This is a genomic window from Pseudaeromonas sp. HNCC25DJ180 (assembly GCF_055413345.1).
Genome location: NZ_JBVAYF010000003.1, coordinates 95,560 through 119,536, shown reverse-complemented (window position 1 = coordinate 119,536; position 23,977 = coordinate 95,560). Strand labels below are relative to the sequence as shown.

Here is a 23,977-nt window from a genome sequence, read left to right as displayed (position 1 = left end):
GCCTCAGATTGCCAGAAGCCGCCTACGGGCGGTTTTTTTATGGCCGCATCCAGGGTTGGCCTGGCCCTAGCCCACAACCAAAGCCCCTTTAGACTAGCAGGGCGCATCTGCTAACATCGCGCCACGCTATTATGGCGCCGGGCCAGAGTAAGTCCGGCGCGTCTGTTTGGAATGCCTTATGTCGTTTGCCGATCTTGCCCTCGCCCCCGTCCTGCTGGAGAACCTGCAGCGTCTGGGTTACCGCCAGCCCACGCCCATCCAGCAGCAGGCGATCCCCGTCATTCTGGCCGGCCAGGATCTGATGGCGGGCGCCCAGACTGGCACCGGCAAGACGGCGGCCTTCGTGCTGCCGATCCTGCAGCGGCTGCTGACGCAACCAGCCGCCCAGCCGACGGTGCGCGCGCTGATCCTGGTGCCGACCCGCGAGTTGGCGCTACAGGTGCATCAGAGCGTCGAGCAGTATGCCGCGGGCAGCCGGTTGCGTGCCGCCCTGGTCTACGGCGGCGTCAGCATTGCCGCCCAGGCCGAGGTGCTGCAATCCGGCGTCGAGCTGGTGATCGCCACCCCGGGCCGATTGCTGGATCATCTGCGCCAGGGGGTGGTCTCGCTGACTGGCGTCGAGGTGCTGGTGTTTGACGAGGCCGACCGCATGCTGGATATGGGCTTTGCCGACGAGATCAACGCCCTGCTGGCCCAACTGCCCAGCGAGCGCCAGACGTTACTCTTCTCCGCCACCTTCAACGACGCCGTCTACCAGCTGGCCAAGAGTCGGCTGCGGGACCCGCAACGCATCGAGGTGGCACCGCGCAACAGTACCGCCGCCGAGATAGAGCAGCGGGTCTATGCGGTGGATAACGCGCGCAAGGCCGAGCTGGTCAGTCACCTCATCCGGGTCAAGGGCTATCAGCCGGTGCTGATCTTCAGCCGCACCCGCCAGGGCTGCGACAAGCTGGCCCAGCAACTGCTGCCCCAAGGGGTTCAGGCGCAAGCCCTGCACGGCGATCTCTCCCAAGCAGCGCGGGAGAAGGTGCTGCAGGCATTTCGCGACGGCACCCTGCAGGCGCTGGTGGCCACCGATGTCGCCGCCCGCGGCCTGGATATTCCCGAGCTGAACTATGTGCTCAATCTGGAGCTGCCCCATGTCGCGGAGGATTATGTGCACCGCATCGGTCGCACCGGCCGCGCGGGCAAGACCGGGCTGGCCATCACACTGTTCAGCAGCGAAGACGCCCTGCGCCTGGAAGAGGTGGAGGCGGTGCTGGATCAGCGCCTGCCCCAGCAGTGGTTTCCCGGCTTCGAACCCGATCTCAGCCAAGCCCTCCCCGACCCACGCCGCCATGGCAAGACCGCCCAGAAACAGCGCGCCAAACAGCGGGCGCTGGGTAACAAGGGTGGCCGAGGCAAACGCTGAGCGGGCTGGCACCAAGCAACAGAAATGACATTCGTGAACTAAGCTGGATCTATAGTCCCTAGTCCGGAGAGTCCCATGGCTATCGACCTCACGATGCGGCGGCTTACCAGGCTGGTGACGCTGCTCGCTCTGCTGGTGATGGCCCCGGCGATCGCTACCACCCCGCAGGTGGTGCGCTACCTGCAGCAGCCGGAAGATGCTCTGCGCTTTAACTACGAATACCGGCTCATTCAACAGCTGATGACCCAAACCGCCACCGAATTTGGCCCCTACCAGCTCCAGCCCTATACAAACTCCATGGAGTCTCGCCGCCTCAACAAGGAGGCGATCCGGGGCGAACGCATCAATCTGATGTGGAGCGATGCCGGTCATGCCGATCTGGATAGCCAGATGATCCGCATCCCGTTCCCGCTGCTCAAGGGGCTGCTCGGCTACCGTATCTTCCTGATCCGCAAACAGGATCAGCCCCGCTTCAGCGCCATCCGCACACTCGATGAGCTGAAGAAGCTGCGGCTGGGACAAGGAGCCAACTGGGGGGATATTAAGATCTACCACCATAATGGTTTCGAGGTCATCCCAGGCGAAACCTACGAAGGACTATTCCGCATGTTGCTCAGCGGACGCTTCGACTACTTCCCGCGCGGTGTCAACGAGGCGCCGCTGGAGTACGCCGCACTGCACCCCCACTTTCCGGATCTGCATATCGAACAGACTCTGCTGCTGGTCTACCGCTACCCGGTATTCTTCTATGTCAGCCGCAATAGCCCTGAACTGGCCAAACGCCTGCAGAGCGGGCTGGAGCAGATGCAGGCCGATGGCAGCTTCGACCGCTTCTTCTTCAACTACTACCGTCCAGTGCTGGAGCAGGCCAACCTGCCAGGGCGCCGCGTCTTCTATCTCGACAACCCCTTCCTGCCAGCAGATACCCCGCTCGAACGCCCCGAACTCTGGCTGGATCCCCTCAAGCCGCTCCCTCCGGCGCAAGATGAGACTCACAAGAACCCATGAAACCGTAACCATATGAAAAGAAACGTTTTCATGAAAAATAAAAGTTGATCCACTTCACAAAGTGGCTAGTATCGAAAGTGATGAAGGTCACAAAAGCCACGAGGTGAGATATGAAAAACATCTATAAGAGTCTGACTACCCTGCTCGCCGGCAAGAACGAAGAACACTACGCCCCTGCTACCCGCGAGTACTTCTTCCGCTACGAGCGCTAATCCTTCCACAGCATCTTAATTTCAGGCCGCTTTTGCGGCCTGAACTCTTTCCGAAAGCTCCCGCCCCCCGACACCCGAGCAATTCGCCTGCTCACCCGCCCCGTTTCACCCCGCCCTCCAATTCCCGAACCTCTGCCCCACCCGGTTACGCTGACACCCTGGCCAGATTTACTTCCGCCCTGAGCAATAAATAGCGACAGTTACCTCATCTTCATACTAATGGCGCAATGTTTGCCGGAATGAGTGCGCAGTTTTCGCGACTTATTGCTTAGCCGAATGGGACTAGCTAACTCGTATCTCATTAACTAATTGAAATAATTCAATAAAAAAGAGTGGCATGCTTAGTGCCTTGGTTGGCGCGCGTTTCATCACCCGTGCTTAAGCCACCAAGGAATAGTCCCATGCCAACCCCTGTTCGCCTGATGCCCTGCGTATCACCCCGCCAAAGGTTACCCCCTGTATGGCCCCTCTGCGAGTGAGGGTAGCGAGATGAAAATGGTCTATCCGATGCAGACCGGCAGTCGGGACACCCCCAAGGAGCTCGCCTCGCCAGAGGAGTTTATCGCTAAGCTGGCGGCCGAGCCGGGAGGGACATTTTTGCTCGGCAACAACCGCAGCTGGCATGGCGGCATTCATCTTGGCAACCAGAATGGCTGGCACCCGGACGGAGCGGTACGCGCCATAGCCGATGGCCAGATAGTGGCCTACCGCCTGGCCGATACGCCAGTGGAGCTGACACTGCCCGCCGAGGCACACCAGCCGGGCGATGCCATCAGGGTGCAAACTTCCCCCTCTTTCTGCCTGCTCCGCCACACCTACGAGGCCAAGGAGGGGAGCCACTGCAATCGACTCACCTTCTACAGCCTCTATATGCACCTCGCCTGCCAGAGAGCCTACCAGGGCGAGCCCGAGCGTTGGGTCCTCTCTGGCCAGGGGGTAAACATCTATAACGCCGCAGCCCAGGGCGAGCAGTTCAGCGCCACCGACCGACTTGGCACGGCTCGCCATGGCGCCGAGGTGCAGATCCATGGCCAGCCCGTGGAGCGCAGCAACGCCCGCAACGAGTCACACTCCTATCAACTGGCGAGTTACCGCGCCCCGCAGTCGGGTGACCCACAAGCTTTCTATATTGCAGTCCAGCATATCAAGGCAGAACGCAAGGCCCAACCGGCCTGGATGACGCCACCGGCAAGCAAACCTGAACGATATGCCACCCGGGGCAACGCCTGGCTTAGAGCCGCCCCCTCATCCAGCACTGTAGGCCTGCTGGGCTTACCAGCACACAGCGAAGTGGTAGTGATGAGCGAGCCCTCACGCAGAGTCACCTTAAACGGCAGCCCGACCGAGCTGGTAAAAGTTGAAGTGTTCAAGGCGGTTAGCGGGCCAGTTACAGATAGCGCCGGTCACCCCATGACCCTAGCCACTGCGGGCGCGCAAGGGTGGCTGGCTAAACGCCTGCTGGGGCAGCGGCTGGCCGCCGAGACCAGCGTGGCCATAGTGCCGAACCGGGTGGTGGATCGCTTAAGCCAACCTATTGCCGTGCAAGCCGGTGAGCTGATTGGCCACTGGGGCGAGGGAGGATCCATCAGGTTGACCGCCAGCGGTTATCAGAGCAACAATGCCCCAAAAATGGTGCACATTGAGACCTTTGTCGCCAGTAGTGATAAAGCAGCCCTGCAGCAGTGTGTCGCAAACGCCGGACGCCTGAGTGGCGGCCAGGCTTATCTGCTGCTCGAAGAGGGCAAATCTGTCAGCACCTTTCGGCTAGAGAACAATAGCTACACAGAAGCCAGCGAGTTTGGCCCCCTGGCGGCCCCGTACCCGATCAAAGAGCAGGATAGAGTGACCCAGAACAGCAATAAGTTTGTGAAAGTGGCCGAAGATGAACATGTTTTGCTGGTGGGAAAGAGTGAAGTGGTCAGCCAGCATGACTGGGCAAAATTGGGTGTAGGGCTGTTCGATGGCAGCCAGGATCAGGATGGTTTTCTGGAGAAGGCCGAAACGGAAAACCAAGAGGGCAGCGCGTTTTTCACCGCTCTCTACAATGCCCTAGTGACCGACCGCGATGGAGATGAGCAGCTCACCGCCAGCGATATCCAGCAAACCCTGCGCGATCCGAAACTGGCCCACCAGATACGGCACCTGTTTATCTGCCACCAGAGCGAATGGGTCAAACGCCGTGACTGGCCACGCCTGAAACAAGAGCTCGAAGCTCGCCCCAAGCTCTACGACTATATGTTGGAACTCAACAATAAATTGGCGTGGATAGAAGACGCCAGTGCCATATTAGGCGACACCAAGCCCTGGTTTATTCACCCAGCAGGGATGATGGGCTTGGTGGGGGTTAAAGATAATAATCCATCACTAAAAATTGATTATGATTTTATTCATAGCCTAGAAGGTGGAATCGTTTTAAACGGGTATGTACCTGAACCAGAAAACAGCCAAAGTGGTGTTACAATATCTGTTGGATTCGATTTGGGGGCTAGAAACCCATCAGACCTAAACAGGTTAGAATTGAACCCTTGTTTGATATCTAAGTTAACACCATATTTAGGAAAGAAAAAACACGAGGCAGAACGTTTTGTGAGAGAAAGCCCGCTAATAATTACTACTGACGAAGCTAATGAAATCTATTTGGCAGTAAAAAAACAAAGCACAAACGAACTAATTAGAAAGTATAACACAGAAAGCAATATTGAATTTGAATTACTACCTAAAGAGGCTCAAACAGTTATCGCTTCAGTAGAATACCAGTACGGATCAATGAAGATTAGCACACCATCATTTTGGGAGCAGGTTGTAAATCAAGAGTGGCAGGACGCACATGACAACCTCTTAGATTTTGGTGATGCTTACAACACAAGAAGGCGTAAAGAAGCAGAATATTTAGAAGGTATACTATGAAACTCATAATTATCGCATTGTCTTTTCTTTCATTCTCCATGGTGGCGAAAGAACAAACCGCCTCTCCATCGGAATTGCAAGCCATATATAATAAGTTAAACATATCAACATTCCGAAGCTCTTTGATGCCCATGAGGACTAAAGACAAAGTTTACTTAAACCAAATTGGCTTACCTAAACCAATATATTTTAAAAATGGGTTTTCGATAGAGAACCAAGACTGGAGTTATATATTTACCGTCATAGAGAAAAAAGATAAAAATAGAGACGGAGTTCTCGATTATACAGTATGCTTTTCAGATAAATCGAAAACAGGAACATATAACTCCCTCCTGCCAATGTTGATTTCACCATTGGGTGTTGATAGTCAATTTATTGCTCTGTCATTCAGAGTGGATGGATGTTGACCACGATCAAGATACAGATTGATTTGGGAATGGTGCGTTCAAGTTGACCGCACCGTCCTTTGAAACAACTCATACACAGATTATTCCGCGACAGGCTGATGAAATATATATGAAATTTTCTTAGTTGATGAGCAGATTTTATCGTCAACCCCCCCCCTTAAAAACCAAAGGGTTCGATGGCGATTACGTATGACATGCCCTCCTCAAAAACTCTGAATCTGACCAGCCATATGTCTGGCGGGGAAACTTATACAAAATTCTAGGAAGGAGAGAAGAGGGAAACAGAAATACAAGTAACTTATTCAGAAGATTATATTTAACCCAAACCAACATCATGGAAGACTTGTTATGAAATTAAAATTACTAGCTGTCGTTTTTGGTTATAGCTTTGCATGCTCTGCAAATGCAGGATTCTTTGGCTCAAGCTCAGATGAAGAGAAAACACCGTTTAAATGCGGTAGAGAGGATGCTATATCTGCACTGGTTGACACTATGAGAGATGAAGCATCTACAAGATTGACATCGCTATATGGCATACCAACCTCTAGTGGCAAGAAAGAACAATATAGAGCCAAGTTAATGACTCTGCCTGTAACAATATCAGGCGTCAGCACCACCAGTGAATCAGGCAACTCATTAAGCTGCATTGCAACAATCAAGATGACAGTGCCGGCTGAGTTGAATGAACTGGCAGATAAAACACCACGTGTCTATTCAAATTACATTGCAGTGAGTAATGCCCTCGATAAGGGTGGTGAGCTGACATGGAAAAATATCCACTACAGCATAATGCTGGCGGACAACGGCAAAGATATCTCAGTTAATACCGATGGCATTTCCACCCCCATGGCGTCGCTTGCAAGATCCGCGACACTGGCCGTCGATAAGGATGACATCCTCAAGCAGTATGATCCGGCAAATATTGTTCTGGCAAAGAGTGAATATACAGAAGCCGACAACGAGCTCAATAAAATCTGGAAGGCCATCCCATCCTCATTTCGCACATCCATGAAATATTCACAGGTGGACTGGATCTATAAAAAAGAGGACAAATGCGGCACCATTCAACAGGCTAATAGCGATAGTGCTGTGGTGCCAGACCGAGTAAATATATTCCAATGTCAAACCGGCATGACCAAGGAGCGGATTAAATACCTTGGTGGTGGCAAATATAACTAAGCATTTGCACCCTACTTATTATCCAGGCCGCGTTTGCGGCCTGAGTAACGCATCAATAGCTCCAATCACCACGGCTGGCAGCAAAGAGGGCGCTATTCCCGTTATGCGTTGGTGCCAATGAGGCAGCGGAACAACCTGACGCCAACACGCTCATCTGGGCTAATGGCAGGAAGGGGGATGGCCTGTGGCCTCAACGGGCTACCCCACTCCGGCAACTGAGCTTGCACCGCACAACGAGCCATAGTCAGCCAGTTGCTTGGGATTTATACTTAGCCTACTGAATGGCTGGGAGCCCGTAATGACCAAACCGACTCTGGAAGAAAAACAGGCATTTACCGCCAAGGTGCGGGCACGGAACTATGCGGCCAGCCTGCGTCTAGAAGGTATCAAACCGGGTACGACAGACACCGCCGCCAGCAAGGAGAGCCTGCTGAACAAGTATCGGGCTTATGGAAACCGATGAGTCGTGACAAGTATGGTACTGGCTCGGATCCATACTGCTATCCAGACAGTGACATCCTGATCAATACCCTCCATATTCGTGACGATAGGCTGCTCGAGGAAGCCGAGCGAGAAATATCGTCCCTCTGTGCCAATCAGATTGAGTTTGCCCTGCCGCCCTACGATTTAAGTTATTTCTCCAGGATCCACCGCGCACTTTTTTCCGACTTATATGCATGGGCGGGTCAATTACGCACCATTGATATCTCAAAGGGTGATACTCGATTTTGCTCATGCCAAAGAATCGAAGTTGAGGCTGATAAACTGTTTTCCCTAATTGATGGCGGGCAAGCACTGACAGAGTTAACTCGCTCAGAGCTCATCAAAACTACAGCTGAATTTTATGCGGATTTGAATGTCATTCACCCGTTTCGTGAAGGAAACGGCCGGGCACAGCGCATCCTGTTTGAGCATATGATCATCAACTGCGGCTATGAAATTGACTGGTCGCAGGTAGAGCAAGATGAGTGGTTACAGGCCAACATTGCCGGTTATTACTGCCACTACCAACCCATGTATGCCATCTTCGAGAAATGCATAGGCTCAACCTTTAATTCTCGAGCGTCTTAGACAGTTCACCCGCCCATCAAAACGCAAATTAGTGGTGTTGCCGTAGAGTCGCATCTGCTGGGCGATGCGGTGGTATTGGCTCTCGCCGCCAAGGTGCTGGCCACCCTAGCCGATACTTCTATTGAAGTGGCGGTCCTGTTGCCTCCGTCTGGGCCAATAACAACCTAGCCCATGCTGCCCGCTATGCATATGTGTAGCTACCGTCTGCCGACAGGCTTATGGTTAGAGCAGCATCATTGCCACTTCGCCAGGAGGCGCCCATGAGTTCGCTTGACCAGTTTTCCCTCACCCTGCTCGATGGCACCCCGTTTGATAGCGCCCGCCTGCGAAACAAAGTGGTGCTTGTCGTCAATGTGGCCAGCCGTTGCGGCTTTACTCCCCAATACAGCGGGCTGGAAGCCCTCTACCAGCGTTACCATGCGGCAGGCCTCATCATACTCGCCTTCCCCTGTAACCAGTTTGGCGCTCAGGAGCCGGGAGATGCCGCCGAGATAGCCCGCTTCTGCTCCCTGGAGTATCCGGTCACCTTCCCCGTCATGGCCAAGTGCGCGGTCAACGGCCCGGATGCCCATCCGCTCTATCAATGGCTCAAGCGCGAGCAACCTGGCCTGCTGGGCACAGAAGCCATCAAGTGGAATTTCACCAAGTTTCTGATCAACGCTCAGGGCGAGGTGGTCGAACGCTTTGCCCCCCAGGTCACCCCTGAGGCGCTAGCTCCCCACATCGACGCCTTGATGAAACCGTAACCATATGAAAAGAAACGTTTTCATGAAAAATAAAAGTTGATCCACTTCACAAAGTGGCTAATATCGAAAGTGACGAAGGTCACAAAAGCCACGAGGTGAGATATGAAAAACATCTATAAGAGTCTGACTACCCTGCTCGCCGGCAAGAACGAAGAACACTACGCACCCGCTACTCGCGAGTACTTCTTCCGCTACGAGCGTTAATCCTTCCCAGCATTCCCCATCAGGCCGCAGCAGCGGCCTGATTTGTTTTCTGCACTTAAATATCCATTGCCGCACACAGACTCAATAGCCAATAAAATCAACTGTATATCACTTGTTGCTTGCTGTTATTGGCCATGATTCGGCTCGCCTGCACGCAAGGCAGGAAGAGTGGGTGTCCCCATCGCCCGTACCCGACAAATCCCTCCCCGCCACTGGTAGGCAGCCAATGCCAGGGCAGCCTTTTGGATACCATCCATAGCCGGGAGTCCAGACGCCGCAACCCCACCGATCTCGCCGACAAGGTGCTGACCACCATCACCGATACGTCTATTGAAGTGGATGCCCTTTCAGTCGTCCTCTCCTCCAACGAGGGTAAAAAGTGATCTGCTTGGGATGTTATTACGTGATCGGCATGAATGTTATTGAGCGAGCGCCATGCGTGGGAATATGCATTTCAGTCTATTTCCGTCTATGCCACCGCGACTGGGCAGCTCACGCTGACACGCCGTGAACCCATCCCTGGGGGCTCCACCGCGCCATCCCTGGCGCAGAGGGTCAGCTTAGTGCTACCCCGTCGCCGTGGTGAGGGCTCTACTCTTCGGAACAACCAGTCAGGAAGCCAACGCCAGCGCCTCCTAAAGTGTCCTTTCAGTCTCTAGCCAATACGCCTATTGAAGCGGATGTCCTGTTGGCCTCCTGTTGGCCCTTCTATGCTTATGTAGGTTGGGCTGAGTAATGCGAAGCCCAACGTCTAGCGCGAATGGGGGAGCAGCATGCGTTATCGAAGAGCTTGTACCGCAGGTGCAACCTGGTTTTTTACCGTCAATCTGGCGGATCGTCGGCAAGATTTATTGACTCGCCATATCTCTCTATTACGGGAGGTCATGCAGGAGGTAAAGGCTCAACACCCGTTTGAGATCGTCGCCATGGTGGTCTTGCCTGAGCATCTGCATACCATCTGGACACTACCGCCAGAAGATGCCAATTACGCCACCCGCTGGGCGTTGATCAAAGCCAGCTTCTCCCGCGCCTTGCCCAAGACCGAAGCTATCCGGGATAGTCGCCAGAACAAACGGGAACGCGGCATCTGGCAACGCCGTTATTGGGAACATCAGATCCGCGATAACGCCGATTTACAGGCCCACGTTGACTATATCCACTACAACCCGGTGAAACACGGCCATACCCGCTTGCCCATCGAATGGCCTTATTCCTCGATCCATCGATTTATTGCCCGCGGTTGGCTTAGCGCAGAGTGGTGTAGCGAGGGTGCCGGAGGCGATGCAACGCAGCCCCAGGTAGGTTGGGCTGAGTAATGCGAAGCCCAACAAGCCAGACCCCGGTTACACCAACCAAGAGACCATGGCTCAACGCAGGTTTTCCAGATAGTTAGGGTTGATGACGCAAGGGTAAAAGGGCAAGAATGGGCCACGCGGTAAACGTTGGGCTTCGCCCAACTCAGCCCAACCTACGTGCTGTTTCATTTAGATGAGCAATTTCCAACTGAATTCACATAGTGATAAAATAGACGTTATCAATGTTTTCATTTAAGGTGATTTGATGTCTCATTTGCTTGGCAAAAAATACTATGGCGAATTTCACATAAATGGAGAAAAATTCAATGGTGAGATATTTTTCAATGGATTAGACACTCAGCTCGAAATTTGGAGCGACATCAAAATACAGATTCATCATGAAACTGAAATAATAAATGGATTTTTATATACAGAATCCAAAACAATTGCACTTTTGGACAGCATATTATTAGATAGTGGATGTAATAGTTTAAACCAGGGAAGTGAGCGCACAACAAGATACTTTATATCAATACATCCTAGGTTAATACTATTGGGGACAACAAATTTTAATCCGGCAAAAAACATATCCAGCCTGCATCTATCAACAAAAAATCTTGCGCGTGTTTTTTTAGATCGAGGCGCAACAACAAGAATAATAAATCCAGATGCATATGAAATAAATAAACTCATTCAAAAAGATATAGAAACAAGTCAACGACTATTCGACATAAAAGACAATAGCAATAGAATATGCAAAGATAACCTTGGCACCCCATCAGTATACATTTACAAAGGCAAAAAGGAAATATTGCTCACATCATTGAAGTCATACTCTATATGTTTATACCACCATGAAAGCCAATCTAGCCTAGGCTGGCAAGAAATAAAATCAAAAATTTCAACCACATTTAAGGTGGACTTTCATGAAACCACAAAAATTTCGGATGCCATTTTAATATCATGGGATCTGTTATCTTTCATGAAATTCGTTAGTGGACAGGAAGATGATATAACATCCCTTCAAATAACAACAGAAAATGCCCCCCAAGAATTCTATAATGTTTATATCTCTTCGAATGAAACATCCCATACCGACGCCCACTTTGATGGCCTTCTAAATAGTTATATGGATAAAAGTTATATTTCAGGGATATTGAAAGAGTGGCTATTAAGACAACCAAATTGGATTGCAGCAAGAGGTCAAATATGCTCTTCATATTCATCAAGAAAATACAGCATTGAGCGGCTAACAAAAAGCGCCAACATATTCGACATGATTCCATCAAGCAAAGGGAAAATAGATTTAAGCGAAGAACTTAACACAGCAAAAACACAAGCAAGTAAAATTTTTAAATCCCTACCGCCAAGCATTGAAAGAGATTCCATCCTGAATGCTATAGGTCGAATCGGAACGAAGACTTTAAAACACAAAATCAGAGAAAGAATAGACATTATCGAACATAAATCATCGTTGAGATTGGAAGACATTAGAATTATTTCAGATCATTGCGTGGACTGCAGGAACTATTATGTCCATGGTGGGGAAAACAAAATAAACTATGAAAGAGAGTATAATGTCGTCCACTTTTTCACCGACACACTAGAGTTTATTTTTGTTGTATCCGATTTGATTGAATGTGGTTGGAACATAGATGAGTGGCTAACAACAGGAATGACAAACCACAAAATTTCATACTATTTAAAATCATACAGCCACAACCTCAATATGTTATTAGACATAATAAAATCATCAAAACAACCTATTGACTAGATCTTGTATTACTCTGCTGTTGCGAGGCCAAAAACTTATAGGGCCGTAGGGGAGATTAGCGAAGCGTAATCGCCCGTATAAAAAAGAGCGCTCATGGTTAACGCATTAATTTTAATTAAAATTAACCAAGCTCTTATCCAACTTCTCGGGGGAGCATTAATCGCTTAGACCTTGTTTTCGTTTCCCATGCGGGCGATTACGCTGCGCTAATCGCCCCTACTCACGACTCCTGTCAAAAAGCTGAATTTATTCCCGGGGAAACAGATTAAAAACGCATGGTTCGACAAGCTCACCATGAACGGGAATAGGTAATCTTATTAGGCGGTGGGAAATACCCCCTCCAACCTCCCCCTTAAAAATGGGGAGGTTGGAAGGGGACCGAAGTTTATTTACCGCTGATCGTATCAAGCCAGCGCCGGTGTCCGTGGTGGCACCAACCGCTTGCTGCCGGTGGCTTCGAACGCGGCGCCAAAGCGTAGCAGATTGTTGTCGTCATAGGCGCGGCCGGCGAAGGTGAGGCCTACCGGCATGCCGATATCTGCCATCACGCCCATGGGGACTGTGACGGTCGGTACGCCCAGATGGCGGATGGCCAGGTTGCCGTTGGCGACCCAGATGCCGTTGCTCCAGGCGATATCGGCGGAGGCCGGGTTCACATCGGCATCGGCCGGGGCGACATCGGCCACTGTGGGGAAGAGCACGGCATCGAGCTTGAGCTCATCCATCCACTCCTCCAAGTCCAGCTTGCGGGTCTGCTCCAGAGCGCGCAGGCCGTCCGGCACCGAGGCAATTTCGTCGAAACGCTTGAGGCCGCGCTGGGCCATCTTGACGTACTCCTCCATCCCGGCCGCCAGATCGCCCTCGCGATTGGGCAGGGTGCCCGGATCGTGGGGGAAGATCTGCGGGCCATCCACATCGGCCAGCTTATTGAGCTTGGGATCGCCGTTGGCGCGCAGGAAGTCGTCGAACGCCCAGCCGGAGAGCTCCCATAGCTCGTCATGGAGAAACTCGGGTGACACTATGCCGCGGTTAAAGACGGTGGGCGCGCCGGGCCTATCCCCTTCACAGTTGGAGACCAGCGGGAAGTCCACCTCAATCACCTCGGCACCGGCCGCTTCCAGCGCCTGACGGGCCTGTTCCCACAGGGCGATCACCGAGGCACGGGTCTGGATGCGTTGGCCGGTGGGGCCACCGATACCGGGGTTGTCGCTGGTACCCGCCAGTTCATCCTTATTGATAAACATGCGCGGCACACCCAGGCGTTTGCCCTTAAGGGTGTCAGCCTTGGCCGCCAGTTCCAGATAAGAGGCCGGACGCACTTGCGAGGCCTTGGGGATCGGCACCCAGGGCTGCAGGCGCCAGAGATCGCCTCGGGTGTCGGCATCGTCGGCCACCACCAGATCCAGCACTTCCAGCAGATCGGCCATGGTGCGGGCATAGGGCACCACCACATCCATGGTCGGAGTCAGCGGCCAGTTACCGCGCACCGAGATGACGCCACGGGATGGGGTGTAGGCGCACAAACCGTTATTGGAGGCCGGGCCCCGCCCGCTGGACCAGGTCTCTTCGGCCAGACCAAAGGCGGCGAAGCTGGCGGCGGTGGCGGTACCGGCACCGTTGGAGGAGCCGGAAGCAAAGGGCGCAGTCAGGTAATCGGCGTTATAGGGGCTTTCGGCGCGGCCATAGACACCGCGCTGCATGCCGCCATTGGCCATGGGCGGCATATTGGTCTTGCCCAGACAAATAGCCCCGGCGGCGCGCAGCCGCTCTATGGTAAAGGCGTCGCGCTGGGCCACCAGATCCTTGAAGGCCGGACTGCCGGAGGCGGCGGTCAGCCCCTTGACCAGATAGCTGTCCTTGGCGGTATAGGGAATGCCGTCCAGCGGGCCCAGGGTTTCACCACGGGCACGGCGGGCATCGGAGGCGGCGGCCTCCTTGAGCGCATCGGGATTGGGCACCACGACCGCATTGAGCTGGGTCGCGCTCTCGGGGCCGTTGTAGGCGGCGATACGTGCCAGATAGGCCTTAACCAGTTCGACCGCCGTGGTGCGGCCCGACTCGAGCGCCTGACGCAGCTCGGCAATGGAAACTTCGGTCACTTCAATCATGCTGGACCTCTTAAAAAATGTTCATGTGAATTCAGGAAAGCAGAGGCTCCCTCCCCTTTTTTCAAGGGGAGGGCTGGGGTGGGGTTAGCTTTTTAGCTTGAGAAACATCAAAAGCACCCCCTCCCAACCTCCCCCTTGAAAAGGGGGAGGAGCAACCCTACCCAAGCCTTAGCAGGGAGGAGGAACGACCCCACCCAGCCACCCTGGCAAAGGAGGGTGTTTGAGGCTTTTCCTGGCCTATAACTTGCCGCTCGGGATCTGCTGAGTGATGCAGTGGATATTGCCGCCACCGAGCAGGATCTCGCGGGCTGGCACGCCGACTACAGTATGCTCGGGGAAGATCTCTTCGAGCTTGGCCTGGGCCAGATCGTCAGTCTTGGGGTCGAGCAGCGGATAGACGATGCGATCGTTGGTGATGAGGAAGTTCACATAAGAGCCCGCCAGACGGTGGCCGGAGTCGCGCGGTACGCCGCTGCCATCCACCACGCCTTGCGCCTCCTCCTCGCTGCAGAACAGCGGGCCCGGTTGCGGGATCAGCCAGACTTTCAGCTTGCGGCCCTGAGCATCTGTGCTGTTCTCGAACACCTCCAGCGCCGCCTTAGAGCGGGCGTACTGGGGGTCGTTTTCGTCATCGGTCCAGGTGAGGATCACCTCCCCCGGACGGGCGAAGCAGGCCATGTTGTCGATATGGCCGTCGGTCTCGTCCAGGTAGACCCCCTCCTCCAGCCAGATCACCTTCTCGATATTCAGATAGTCACGCAGGTGCGCTTCGATCTGCTCCTTGCTCAGGTGCGGATTGCGGTTGGCGTTAAGCAGGCACTCGGCTGTGGTCATACAGGTACCTTCGCCATCGACGTGGATGGAGCCCCCTTCGAGGATCAGCGGCGCCTGGTAACGGGCAAAGCCGTGCTGATGGGCCATGTGAGAGGCCACCCGCTCATCCTGGTTCCACGGGTGATAGAGACCGCCGTTGAAGCCGCCCCAGGCGTTAAAGCCCCAATCCACAGCACGGCACTCACCGGCGGCGTTGATGACCACGGTCGGGCCGGTATCGCGGGCCCAGCAGTCATCGCTGGCCATCTCAACTAGCGTGACATGAGCGGGCATGATGGTGCGGGCCTGCTCCATAAACTGGGCCGGGACACCCATAAACACAGGCGTGGCACCGCCTATGGCATCGGCCACCTGGGCAAAGGTGGACTGGGCAAAACGGCCCGCCTCACGCCAGTTATCCGGGCGAAATGGCCAAATCATCCAGACGGCCTGTTGCGGCGCCCACTCGGCAGGCATAAAGAAACCGTCGGCGGCAGGCAGGGTGCTTAAAAGTTTGCTCATTACAGGCTCCTCGTACTGGCAGGGTGCGCCAAGCAGCAAAAAAAATCTGAAAAGGTTCCGCCCCCTTATCAAGGAAGGTTTAGGAGGGGGTGCTCTGGCCACTCACGCTTAAGAGCATAACCCCACCCCAACCCTCCCCTTGAAAAAAGGGGAGGGAGAAGATGGAGCCAGTGTAGAAACTTGCCTCACCATCCATCAAATGAATAATATGCATCCCATCATTCTTAATACGAATAGAGCACGCGCATGAAGCTGCATCAGCTGGATCTGAATCTGCTACTGGCCTTTGACGCCCTGATGACAGAGCGCAATGTGACCCGGGCGGCCAAGCGGCTCTACATCAGCCAACCGGCCATGAGCCATGCCCTGAACCGGCTGCGCGACTGCTTCAATGACCCGCTGCTGGTGCGCACCCCGCAAGGCATGTTGCCTTCGGAGCGGGCACTCACTCTGCACCCAGGCGTAGCCCAGGCGCTGCGTCTGCTGGAGCAGCAGCTAAGCGAGCCCGAGCATTTCGTGCCGGAGCACTCCAGCCGCCGCTTCGTCATCAGTACCACGGACTATGTGGAGTGTGTGCTGATCCCGCCGCTCATCGCCAGATTGAAAGATTGTGCCCCCCAGGTGCGCATCGAGATCCTGATCCTGCGCGATACCCTGCCCGAGCAGGAGCTGGCCCATGGCGAGATCGATCTGGTGCTGGGCTTTGATGAGTATATGCAGGTGCCGGGGCATCTGAGTCGGGAGACCTGGCTCACCGAGCCGCTGTGTGGCCTGGTGCGCAACGACCATCCGCAGATTGGCGAGGCGCTGAGCCTGCAACAGCTGATCGCCACCCCCCACGTCTTTCACTCGCCGCTGGGCACCCGGGAGTCGATCGTCGATCACTTCCTGGCCAGCCAGGGTTTGGCGCGGCAGATCTCGGTCAACAGTCAGAGCTATATGTCGGCGGCAGCCATAGTGAGCCAGAGTGACCACTTACTCGTGCTGCCAGGTCGCGTGGCCGCCATGCTGACCAGCGGCTGGCCCCTGCGTCAGGTGACCTTGCCAGAAGCCATGCCCAGCTACCATCTCAACTGCGTCTGGCACCCGCTGCATGAGCAGCAACCGGCACTGCAGTGGCTACGCAACCTGATGCGAGAAGAGTGCAAGAATATCTAACTAAATCCATATCACCTCGCCTCCAGAACAACCGTTCATCCTGAGCTTTGTCGAAGGAAGCTGGTCTAAGAATTATGTTAACGCGCAGTTCGACAAGCTCACTGCGAACGGGGAGACAAGCTCGCTGCGAACGGGTTGAGCGTCCAAGTCTGGCAGACAGAAGTAAGGGTTAGGCCCATCAATATTCGTCACTTATGCGCATTAACTCCGTTCGCCCTGAGCTTGTCGAAGGGGATGGTAATTTCTTTAAAATCAGGTGATGAGACTTTACTGGTCCATGGTTCGACAAGCTCGCTGCGAACGAGTTTAGCGTCCACGTCTGGCAGACAGAAGTGAGGGTTAGGCCCATCAATATTCGTCACTTATGCACATTAACTCCGTTCACCCTGAGCTTGTCGAAGGGGATGGTAATTTCTTTAAAATCAGGTGATGAGACTTTACTGGTCCATGGTTCGACAAGCTCGCTGCGAACGAGTTTAGCGTCCACGTCTGGCAGACAGAAGTGAGGGTTAGGCCCATCAATATTCGTCACTTATGCACATTAACTCCGTTCGCCCTGAGCTTGCCGAAGGGGATGGTAATTTCTTTATGTCGAAAGAAGCTGGTCTAATAATTATGCTAACGCGCAGTTCGACAAGCTCACTGCGAACGGGGAGACAAGCTCACTGCGAACGAGGCGACAAGCTCACCACGAACGTGGCGACAAGCTCACCACGAACGTGGCGACAAGCTCACCACGAACGTGGCGACAAGCTCACCACAAACGTGGCGACAAGCTGCGAACGGCAGATATTTGCGGCAAACAACCAGTAAGTGGCAAATCGCACAGGCCTGTAGGCGATAAAAAACACTATAGTGTCATCCATCGAATCAAGGAGCAGGCCATGTCATTCTGGGTTTACATACTCAAGTGTGCAGATCAAAGTTACTACACTGGGCACACGGACAATCTGGAAAGACGCTTGCAACAACATCAACAACGCCACTATGAATCCTGTTATACCGCCTCCAGGCTCCCAGTCCAATTATGCTTCGCCTGTGAATTCGCCACCCGAATCGAGGCGTTAGCTGCAGAGCAACAAATTAAGGGATGGAGTCGAGGCAAGAAGGAGGCACTTATCCACTCAGACTGGCCCGCACTGCAAAAATTATCCATAAATCACCAGAGTTGAACCCTTAGCCTCTGAAAATCGCCAAAAAAAAACCTCCGCACAGGGCGGAGGTCAGCAAGTAGCTTCAAATTTCTGCAATTAGTTAGTCAGCAAATTTCCCGTAAAGTTCCAAGAAAAGTGTGAAAAGACCCACAAAGATCCTCAGTGGGCCTCATCCCAGTTCTCTCCGACGCCGATCCCCACCTCCAGCGGCACGGCCAGTGCGGCCGCTTCGCTCATCAGAGTCCGGATCTGCGGCAGATAGGCTTCCACCCGATCTTCACGCACCTCGAAGACCAATTCATCGTGTACCTGCATCAGCATACGGATGGAGTCAGGCTCGCACTCCTCAATCCAGGCGGCCAGTTTGATCATCGCCTGCTTGATGATATCGGCGGCGGTGCCCTGCATGGGGGCATTGATGGCGGCCCGCTCGGCGGCCTTGCGCAGCCCCTGGTTGCGGGCCTTGATATCCGGCAGGTAGAGACGGCGCCCAAACAGGGTCTCCACATAGCCCTGCTCCTCGGCCTGGAGCCGGGTGCGTTCCATATACTCCTGCACCCCGGGGTAGCGGGCGAAGTAGCGATCCATATAGTGTTGGGCCTCACCCCGCGCTATGCCGAGCTGCTTGGCCAGGCCAAAGGCGCTCATGCCATAGATGAGGCCGAAGTTGATGGCCTTGGCATTGCGGCGCTGCTCGCTGGTCACCGCCTCCGGCGTGGAGCCCATCACCTCGGCAGCGGTAGCTCTGTGGATGTCCTCGCCAGCGGCAAAGGCCTTGAGCAGCCCCTCGTCCGCCGAGAGGTGAGCCATGATGCGCAGCTCGATCTGGGAGTAGTCGGCCGCCACCAGCTTGTAGCCGGGAGCCGCGATAAAGGCCTGACGGATGCGCCGCCCCTCTTCGCTGCGAATGGGGATGTTCTGCAGGTTGGGATCGCTGGAGGAGAGGCGTCCGGTGGCGGTCACCGCCTGATGATAGGAGGTATGCACCCGCCCCGTGGTCGGGTTGACCATCAGCGGCAGCTTGTCGGTATAGGTCGATTTAAGCTTGGCCAGAGTACGGTGCTCCAGCAGCAGACGTGGCAGCTCATAGCTCTCCGCCAACTCGGCCAGCACCTCTTCGGCGGTGGAGGGGGCCCCCTTGGGGGTCTTCTTCAAGATAGGCAGCCCCAGCTTGTCGAAGAGTATCTCGCCCAACTGCTTGGGCGAGGAGAGGTTAAACTCCTGACCCGCCAGCAGGTGCGCCTGCCCCTCCAGCTCCTTGAGCCGCGCTTCAATCTGCAGGCTCTGCTCGGCCAGCTTGGGCACAGAGATGAGGGCGCCACGCCGCTCCATGTCCGCCAATATGGTGATGAGAGGGCGCTCCAGGGTGTTGAAGAGTGACGCCAGGCCAGGCTCGGCCTGCAACTTGGGCCACAGGGTCTGGTGGAGACGCAATGTGATGTCAGCATCTTCGGCGGCGTAGGGGGCCGCCCTCTCCAGCTCGATCTGGTTAAAGGTGAGCTGCTTCACCCCCTTGCCCGCTATCTCCTCGAAGGTGATGGTGGTGTGGCCCAGGTAGCGGGCCGCCAGATCATCCATGTTGTGGCGCGTGGCGGTGGAGTCCAGCACATAGGACTCCAGCATGGTGTCATAGGCGATGCCGCGCAGCTCTATGCCATGGTTGCGCAGCACGTTGCGATCAAACTTCAGGTTCTGCCCCACCTTGCGGTGGCGCTCATCTTCCAGTAACGGCTTGAGGCGGGCCAGCACAGCCTCGCGATCCAGCTGGGCCGGCGCCCCCAGATAGTCATGGGCCAGGGGTAGATAGGCCGCCTCCCCCGCCGTCACGGCAAAGGAGACGCCGACAATTTTCGCCTGCATATAGTCGAGACCATCGGTCTCGGTATCGAAGGCAAAGAGCTCGGCACTGGCCAGCTTCTCCAACCAGCGCTCAAACTCGGCCTGCTCCAGTATGGTCTCGTAGTGCAGTTCGCTGGGGGCAGTCGGCAGCTCGGCGGCAGGTGCCGCACTGGCCTGGGCCTCTTCGATCACCAGCCCCTTGAATTCAAACTCGCGATAGAGCGCCTGCAGCTGTTCATGATCCGGTTGCGGCTTGGTGATCTCCGCCACCCCCAGCTCCAGTTCCACATCGGTCTTGATGGTGGCCAGCTCACGGGAGAGCTCCACCACCGCCTGCTGCTCACGGAACTTCTCGGCAAAGTTCTTGCTGCCGCGAAAGCCCAAGGCCGCCACCTGATCCAGATTCGCGGCCACCTGCGCTATGCTGCCAATCCCCGTCAACAGGGCCACCGCCGTCTTGGGGCCAACCCCGGCCATGCCGGGGATGTTATCGCTGGAATCCCCCATCAGGGCCAAGTAGTCGATGATGAGTTCAGGCGGCACGCCAAAGCGGTCGATCACCCCCTGCCGGTCCGTGATTTCACCCTTCATGGTGTCGATCAGGGTGACGTGGGGCGAGACCAGCTGGGCCATATCCTTGTCACCTGTGCTGATGAGGATCTCGACCTGCTGCTCGGTGGCCTGACGGGCCAGGGTGCCGATCACATCGTCGGCCTCAACCCCCTCTATCATCAGCAGCGGCAAGCCCATGGCGCGGACTATGGCGTGAATAGGCTCCACCTGGGCGCGCAGCTCATCGGGCATGGCGGCGCGGTTAGCCTTGTACTCCTGATACATCTCATGGCGGAAACTCTTGCCCTTGGCATCGAATACCACGGCCACCGGCGAGTCCGGGTACTGCTTCAGCAGGCTGCGCAGCATATTGGTCATCAGGCGAATGGCACCGGTCGGCACGCCGGCCGCGGTGCGCAGATCCGCCTGCTGGGAGGCAAAAAAGGCACGATAAAGATAGGAGGAGCCATCCACCAGGATGAGCGGCGCGGGCGTGGTCATGAAAGCGTTCCTGCTGAGTTCGGAAGTGGGGCTAAGGATGCCACAGGCAGCACAGGGAGACCACGGCGCAAGCTGTGGATAACAAGGACAAGCTGTGGATATCTCTGTTGAGGAAAAAATCAAGATCCGGAAACGGCTTATTGATTGCTGTTTCAGTAAAAAATTAACAGATATTTATCAATATGTTACATAAACAAGGATCCAGATCTTCGCAAGATCCTGACCTAGGTCAATGTGGAAAACATTCTGGGGGTATAGCGCAGCACAGGCAAAAACGCGCAAAACAGCCCAATAAACCAGGCTGTCATACGCGACAAGGAACGCATTTTCCGCACTTTGCTCGGCGAAGGAAGTGCGATCGATCACAGCTTGACCGATTGTCAAAAAAACATCATGCCTCTACCTAAGCGGCCTGCAAATTGCCGGGAGCCGCTCCCAGTAACTTGCGGCTCAGATAGCGCAGCAGCACCCCATAGGCGGGCACAAACAGCCCTATGCTGATCAGCAGCTTGACGCCGTAATCCACCATGGCGATCTCTACCCAGTGCTCGGCCATAAAGGGATCCGGGCTGTGCCAGAAGGCGATGGCAAAAAATGCCACTGTGTCCAGCAGGTTGCCCACTATGGTCGAGACGGTCGGCGCCACCCACCAGGCCTTCAGTTGGCGCAGGCGGTTAAATACCGAGACATCCAGTATCTGCCCCAGCAAGTAGGCCATGAAGCTGGCACAGGCGATACGCGCCACAAACAGGTTGAACGTCATCAGTTGCGCCGCCCCCTGATACTGCCCCTCGAAGAAGAGATCGCCCAAGGCGTAGGAGAGCAGCAAGGCCGGCAGCATCACCCGCCATATGATGCGACGGGCCAAGTCCGCACCAAAGATCCGCACCGTCAGATCGGTCGCCAGAAAGATGAAGGGGAAAGTGAAGGCTCCCCATGTGGTATGCAGCCCAAACAAGGTGATGGGCAGCTGTACCAGATAGTTGCTGGCGGCAATGATGACGATATGGAACAGGGACAGACGAATAAGCGCCGTCTGATAGTGCGCGGATGACAAAGCCATATTGTGTCCTTTTTGATTGAAGCCATAACGCGGGTATGGGGTGAGGGAACCCATTTTTTCTAGCCAGGGAAACGCCAGGCGCAGGCAAGGGGGCGGATTATACGGAAAATTTCTCCAGCGGCAAGGATCGTTTAGGATCCTTATTGATCATGAGCACCACCACCTCTGGTTAGCGGATGATAAAGTAGTACAAGACGATACTGCAGAGCAGGATAGCCGAGATGACCACAGGGTAGACGATATAATCATCGCCCCGACGCCGGGCGCGGCGATTGACCAGACGGCACAGCATCAGGTTGTAGCTGATGGCCAGCAAGGTCACCCATAAGCCTTGGAAGAAAGGCAGCTCACCAATGTGGGCGGCATAGAGATAGAGCAACAAAAAGTTCGCCAGTATCAGGTACAGGAGAAACTTTTGTAGTCCATTAGAGTGAGCTTTACCTGTCTGAATCGTATGCGCCATTCATCATTGCCTGTAGTTATACAAACAACTATAGCGACAAAAAGGGGTCGAAACTGACCCGCTGCGGAAAAAAAACGTAAAGATCACCACCCGTAGCCGGGTGATACTGGCCTAATTATCCGCTCGGAGGCACACTTTAAGCATGCATATTCGCTCCTTTCTCGGCCTGTTTGCCCTCCTGCTTGTCAGCCCGCACCTGCTGGCTTACCCCAGCCAGGAGTGGCTCAGCATCTTCCCCCCCCTACTGCAGCAGGAGGCCCGCACCCGCATTGATGCCGAGCGGGAAGATCTGCTGCGCCATAGGGGCTATCTGGAGACACGCCTGCGGACAGTTCAACCGCTGATCCGCCAGATCGCCCACGAAGTACGCCGCCGTCAACTACCCGGCATATTGATCCTGCTCCCCTTGATCGAGAGTGGTTACCGCCAGGAGGTGATCTCCTCCGCTGGGGCCGCTGGGCTGTGGCAGCTAATGCCCGCCACGGCACGGCGTTATGGTGTGCCCATCAGCAGTCAATTTGATGGTCGCTACTCCCTCCCCCTGGCTACCCAAGCGGCACTGGGTTATCTCAGCTGGCTCAACCAGACCTTCGATGGCGACTGGCTGCTGACCCTGGCCGCCTACAATGCCGGGGAAGGGCGCATCCAGCGGGCCCAGCAGGAGAGTGGTGAGTTGAGTTACTGGCGCCTGCCCCTAGCCGAAGAGACCCGGCGCTATGTGCCGCGCCTGATGGCGCTGGCCGAGATCATCAATGCGCCGGAACGGTTTGGCGTCACCCTACCGGATTGGAATGCGGGGGAAGAGTTGGTCGTGCGGCGTTATCATGCTCCCCTCTCACTGGCCGCCTTAGCGGCGGTGAGCCACTGGCCTGAGGCCAAGCTGGCCGCCCTGAACCCGGCCTTGCGTCAGGGTCTGCTGACCCAAGCCGAGGAGTACCCGTTGCTAGTCCCCGCTCACCGCGCCGCCGCCATGGCTAAGGCGGCGGGCAAGCTGGGTCTGGTGATGGGAGGCGTTGCCCCTCTGCTCTCCTTGAACAGCTTGGATGACCCGTTGATCCTGGCCAGCAGCCACGGTCTGGATCTGGCCCCGCGCAGCAACAGCCAGAGTCTGCGCCACAATGACCCCTTGGGGATGGAGCAAAAACGCCCCCTGCTAAAGCTAAAACCCTAGCTTGGATTACGCCGAGGCTTGCGCCTGTTGTGCCCGTTGCGCCTGCCAGCGGGCCAACACGGCCTCCAGTTGAGTGCGCTCACTCTGATACCAGCGGGCACCATAGAAGCAGAGCTGGGGGGCCACCAGGCGACGGTGGAGTATCTGGCAATAAAGAGGCGGGCAATCCCCCAGCAGCAGCAGAAGGCGATCCGGCAGCGCATACCGACTGAAGGCGATGAAGCCCACGCCTCCCAGGCTCAGATCCTTGACTATGGCTCGACCTACCAGCTCATCAAACAGCAAACCTGGAACCCGCATCTGGGCAGGCACACCGGAACTCTGGATCTCCAGCGGCGTCTCGCCATCATGAAAATAGAGCCTGGGATCGGTGCGGCGCCCCGGCCCCAGCTCCTCTATCCATTCTAGCTCCATATGGG

Annotated in this window: 21 protein-coding genes; 14 read left to right on the top strand and 7 right to left on the bottom strand. The window is 55.2% G+C overall.

Annotation, left to right across the window (positions count from 1 at the left end):
- Window positions 1-178: 178 nt before the first annotated feature.
- Window positions 179-1,411 carry a DEAD/DEAH box helicase gene (locus tag ACZYTD_RS03695; protein ID WP_463889341.1) on the top strand — a complete coding sequence of 411 codons (1,233 nt, stop codon included), beginning with the start codon at window positions 179-181 and terminating at the stop codon, window positions 1,409-1,411.
- A gap of 75 nt (window positions 1,412-1,486) precedes the next feature.
- Entirely contained in the window at window positions 1,487-2,419 is a 933-nt protein-coding gene (locus tag ACZYTD_RS03690; RefSeq protein ID WP_463889339.1) for a substrate-binding periplasmic protein, read from the top strand.
- Between the two features lie 590 nt (window positions 2,420-3,009).
- Here the strand turns inward: ACZYTD_RS03690 and ACZYTD_RS03685 are convergent.
- Window positions 3,010-3,660, bottom strand: a complete 651-nt coding sequence (locus ACZYTD_RS03685) for a hypothetical protein (RefSeq protein WP_463889336.1) — start codon at window positions 3,658-3,660, stop codon at window positions 3,010-3,012.
- Here ACZYTD_RS03685 and ACZYTD_RS03680 point away from each other — a divergent pair.
- The 9 genes from ACZYTD_RS03680 to ACZYTD_RS03640 all read left to right on the top strand — a co-directional run bounded on the left by ACZYTD_RS03680 (window position 3,649) and on the right by ACZYTD_RS03640 (window position 12,214).
- Window positions 3,649-5,538 carry a pesticin C-terminus-like muramidase gene (locus ACZYTD_RS03680; RefSeq protein ID WP_463889334.1) on the top strand — a complete coding sequence of 630 codons (1,890 nt, stop codon included), beginning with the start codon at window positions 3,649-3,651 and terminating at the stop codon, window positions 5,536-5,538. The genes ACZYTD_RS03685 and ACZYTD_RS03680 overlap by 12 nt on opposite strands.
- Window positions 5,535-5,945 carry a hypothetical protein gene (locus ACZYTD_RS03675; protein ID WP_463889331.1) on the top strand — a complete coding sequence of 137 codons (411 nt, stop codon included), beginning with the start codon at window positions 5,535-5,537 and terminating at the stop codon, window positions 5,943-5,945. The genes ACZYTD_RS03680 and ACZYTD_RS03675 overlap by 4 nt, the downstream gene beginning before the upstream one ends.
- 348 nt (window positions 5,946-6,293) lie before the next feature.
- Window positions 6,294-7,124 carry a lysozyme inhibitor LprI family protein gene (locus tag ACZYTD_RS03670; RefSeq protein WP_463889327.1) on the top strand — a complete coding sequence of 277 codons (831 nt, stop codon included), beginning with the start codon at window positions 6,294-6,296 and terminating at the stop codon, window positions 7,122-7,124.
- Window positions 7,125-7,422: 298 nt separating this feature from the next.
- Entirely contained in the window at window positions 7,423-7,587 is a 165-nt protein-coding gene (locus ACZYTD_RS03665) for a YhfG family protein (protein ID WP_463889325.1), read from the top strand.
- A complete protein-coding gene (locus ACZYTD_RS03660; RefSeq protein WP_463889322.1) occupies window positions 7,584-8,195 on the top strand; it encodes a putative adenosine monophosphate-protein transferase Fic in 612 nt (203 codons plus the stop codon). Before ACZYTD_RS03665 ends, ACZYTD_RS03660 begins: the two co-directional genes overlap by 4 nt.
- A gap of 260 nt (window positions 8,196-8,455) precedes the next feature.
- Window positions 8,456-8,941, top strand: coding sequence for a glutathione peroxidase (locus ACZYTD_RS03655; protein WP_463889319.1), 486 nt, complete (start codon window positions 8,456-8,458; stop codon window positions 8,939-8,941).
- A gap of 446 nt (window positions 8,942-9,387) precedes the next feature.
- Window positions 9,388-9,528, top strand: coding sequence for a hypothetical protein (locus ACZYTD_RS03650; RefSeq protein WP_463889316.1), 141 nt, complete (start codon window positions 9,388-9,390; stop codon window positions 9,526-9,528).
- Window positions 9,529-9,918: 390 nt separating this feature from the next.
- Window positions 9,919-10,461, top strand: coding sequence for an REP-associated tyrosine transposase (locus ACZYTD_RS03645; protein ID WP_463889314.1), 543 nt, complete (start codon window positions 9,919-9,921; stop codon window positions 10,459-10,461).
- A 244-nt stretch (window positions 10,462-10,705) separates the two neighbouring features.
- Window positions 10,706-12,214 carry a HEPN domain-containing protein gene (locus ACZYTD_RS03640; protein ID WP_463889311.1) on the top strand — a complete coding sequence of 503 codons (1,509 nt, stop codon included), beginning with the start codon at window positions 10,706-10,708 and terminating at the stop codon, window positions 12,212-12,214.
- Window positions 12,215-12,618: 404 nt separating this feature from the next.
- Here the strand turns inward: ACZYTD_RS03640 and ACZYTD_RS03635 are convergent, their stop codons facing one another.
- The gene (locus ACZYTD_RS03635; RefSeq protein WP_463889308.1) at window positions 12,619-14,322 is read right to left on the bottom strand and encodes an amidase; all 1,704 of its coding nucleotides are present in this window, start codon (window positions 14,320-14,322) and stop codon (window positions 12,619-12,621) included.
- Window positions 14,323-14,559: 237 nt separating this feature from the next.
- Window positions 14,560-15,657 carry an agmatine deiminase gene (gene aguA, locus ACZYTD_RS03630; protein WP_463889306.1) on the bottom strand — a complete coding sequence of 366 codons (1,098 nt, stop codon included), beginning with the start codon at window positions 15,655-15,657 and terminating at the stop codon, window positions 14,560-14,562.
- 246 nt (window positions 15,658-15,903) lie between these two features.
- Between aguA and ACZYTD_RS03625 the strand changes: the two genes are divergently transcribed.
- Both ACZYTD_RS03625 and ACZYTD_RS03620 read left to right on the top strand, forming a co-directional pair.
- A complete protein-coding gene (locus tag ACZYTD_RS03625; protein WP_463889303.1) occupies window positions 15,904-16,815 on the top strand; it encodes a LysR family transcriptional regulator in 912 nt (303 codons plus the stop codon).
- 884 nt (window positions 16,816-17,699) lie between these two features.
- Window positions 17,700-17,987: a GIY-YIG nuclease family protein gene (locus tag ACZYTD_RS03620; RefSeq protein ID WP_463889301.1), complete on the top strand. Its 288-nt coding sequence runs from the start codon at window positions 17,700-17,702 to the stop codon at window positions 17,985-17,987.
- Between the two features lie 141 nt (window positions 17,988-18,128).
- On the opposite strand, the gene polA is transcribed toward ACZYTD_RS03620, so the two are convergent.
- The 3 genes from polA to ACZYTD_RS03605 form a co-directional block, all read right to left on the bottom strand.
- Window positions 18,129-20,861: a DNA polymerase I gene (gene polA, locus ACZYTD_RS03615; RefSeq protein ID WP_463889298.1), complete on the bottom strand. Its 2,733-nt coding sequence runs from the start codon at window positions 20,859-20,861 to the stop codon at window positions 18,129-18,131.
- Window positions 20,862-21,264: 403 nt separating this feature from the next.
- Window positions 21,265-21,924, bottom strand: coding sequence for a 7-cyano-7-deazaguanine/7-aminomethyl-7-deazaguanine transporter (locus ACZYTD_RS03610; RefSeq protein ID WP_463889296.1), 660 nt, complete (start codon window positions 21,922-21,924; stop codon window positions 21,265-21,267).
- 169 nt (window positions 21,925-22,093) lie between these two features.
- Window positions 22,094-22,387 carry a hypothetical protein gene (locus ACZYTD_RS03605; protein ID WP_463889293.1) on the bottom strand — a complete coding sequence of 98 codons (294 nt, stop codon included), beginning with the start codon at window positions 22,385-22,387 and terminating at the stop codon, window positions 22,094-22,096.
- Between the two features lie 142 nt (window positions 22,388-22,529).
- Between ACZYTD_RS03605 and ACZYTD_RS03600 the strand changes: the two genes are divergently transcribed.
- Window positions 22,530-23,558, top strand: coding sequence for a lytic transglycosylase domain-containing protein (locus tag ACZYTD_RS03600; RefSeq protein ID WP_463889290.1), 1,029 nt, complete (start codon window positions 22,530-22,532; stop codon window positions 23,556-23,558).
- Window positions 23,559-23,564: 6 nt separating this feature from the next.
- On the opposite strand, the gene ACZYTD_RS03595 is transcribed toward ACZYTD_RS03600, so the two are convergent.
- Complete coding sequence (locus tag ACZYTD_RS03595; RefSeq protein ID WP_463889288.1) at window positions 23,565-23,972, bottom strand: hypothetical protein; 408 nt, start codon at window positions 23,970-23,972, stop codon at window positions 23,565-23,567.
- Window positions 23,973-23,977 lie beyond the last annotated feature (5 nt).

Excerpts from the sequence above, each read along its gene's own strand:
- ACZYTD_RS03600 (WP_463889290.1), top strand. The coding sequence starts at position 22,530 with ATGCATATTCGCTCCTTTCTCGGCCTGTTTGCCCTCCTGCTTGTCAGC.
- polA (WP_463889298.1), bottom strand. The coding sequence starts at position 20,861 with ATGACCACGCCCGCGCCGCTCATCCTGGTGGATGGCTCCTCCTATCTT.
- ACZYTD_RS03685 (WP_463889336.1), bottom strand. The coding sequence starts at position 3,660 with ATGGATCTGCACCTCGGCGCCATGGCGAGCCGTGCCAAGTCGGTCGGT.
- ACZYTD_RS03620 (WP_463889301.1), top strand. The coding sequence starts at position 17,700 with ATGTCATTCTGGGTTTACATACTCAAGTGTGCAGATCAAAGTTACTAC.
- ACZYTD_RS03655 (WP_463889319.1), top strand. The coding sequence starts at position 8,456 with ATGAGTTCGCTTGACCAGTTTTCCCTCACCCTGCTCGATGGCACCCCG.
- ACZYTD_RS03625 (WP_463889303.1), top strand. The coding sequence starts at position 15,904 with ATGAAGCTGCATCAGCTGGATCTGAATCTGCTACTGGCCTTTGACGCC.
- ACZYTD_RS03695 (WP_463889341.1), top strand. The coding sequence starts at position 179 with ATGTCGTTTGCCGATCTTGCCCTCGCCCCCGTCCTGCTGGAGAACCTG.
- aguA (WP_463889306.1), bottom strand. The coding sequence starts at position 15,657 with ATGAGCAAACTTTTAAGCACCCTGCCTGCCGCCGACGGTTTCTTTATG.
- ACZYTD_RS03665 (WP_463889325.1), top strand. The coding sequence starts at position 7,423 with ATGACCAAACCGACTCTGGAAGAAAAACAGGCATTTACCGCCAAGGTG.
- ACZYTD_RS03690 (WP_463889339.1), top strand. The coding sequence starts at position 1,487 with ATGGCTATCGACCTCACGATGCGGCGGCTTACCAGGCTGGTGACGCTG.
- ACZYTD_RS03605 (WP_463889293.1), bottom strand. The coding sequence starts at position 22,387 with ATGGCGCATACGATTCAGACAGGTAAAGCTCACTCTAATGGACTACAA.
- ACZYTD_RS03675 (WP_463889331.1), top strand. The coding sequence starts at position 5,535 with ATGAAACTCATAATTATCGCATTGTCTTTTCTTTCATTCTCCATGGTG.
- ACZYTD_RS03595 (WP_463889288.1), bottom strand. The coding sequence starts at position 23,972 with ATGGAGCTAGAATGGATAGAGGAGCTGGGGCCGGGGCGCCGCACCGAT.
- ACZYTD_RS03660 (WP_463889322.1), top strand. The coding sequence starts at position 7,584 with ATGAGTCGTGACAAGTATGGTACTGGCTCGGATCCATACTGCTATCCA.
- ACZYTD_RS03635 (WP_463889308.1), bottom strand. The coding sequence starts at position 14,322 with ATGATTGAAGTGACCGAAGTTTCCATTGCCGAGCTGCGTCAGGCGCTC.
- ACZYTD_RS03670 (WP_463889327.1), top strand. The coding sequence starts at position 6,294 with ATGAAATTAAAATTACTAGCTGTCGTTTTTGGTTATAGCTTTGCATGC.
- ACZYTD_RS03640 (WP_463889311.1), top strand. The coding sequence starts at position 10,706 with ATGTCTCATTTGCTTGGCAAAAAATACTATGGCGAATTTCACATAAAT.
- ACZYTD_RS03610 (WP_463889296.1), bottom strand. The coding sequence starts at position 21,924 with ATGGCTTTGTCATCCGCGCACTATCAGACGGCGCTTATTCGTCTGTCC.
- ACZYTD_RS03645 (WP_463889314.1), top strand. The coding sequence starts at position 9,919 with ATGCGTTATCGAAGAGCTTGTACCGCAGGTGCAACCTGGTTTTTTACC.